Source organism: Caballeronia sp. dw_19, from assembly GCF_018449515.1.
GTDB lineage: Bacteria > Pseudomonadota > Gammaproteobacteria > Burkholderiales > Burkholderiaceae > Caballeronia.
The window spans coordinates 1-230 of the sequence record NZ_JAAVUQ010000151.1 but is presented as its reverse complement, the minus strand read 5'-3'; the positions used below and the strand labels follow the sequence as shown (position 1 = coordinate 230).

General features: G+C 63.5%; 1 protein-coding gene. It reads left to right on the top strand.

Going from position 1 to position 230, the window contains the following annotated elements; all coding sequences use genetic code 11:
- Positions 1 to 230, top strand: a 230-nt coding sequence (locus tag HB376_RS40675; protein ID WP_213769322.1) for a hypothetical protein, incomplete at both ends; no start/stop codon positions are given.

The window sequence follows — 230 nt, the reverse complement described above, 5'->3', positions numbered from 1 at the left end:
TACATTTTCCAGAACGGCGCTGGATGCGGCAGCACGACAGTCGACACCACCGGCCACTGGTCGCTGAAGATTCCGGCAGCCATGACGGACGGCGCGCATATCATGACGGCCACGCAGTTTGCCAGCGGACAGGCACAAAGCGTTGCGTCGAACAGCTGGACGATCACGATCAACACCACCACGCCGGCTACGCCCGCCGCACCGACCCTGACCGACGACAACGGCAACGC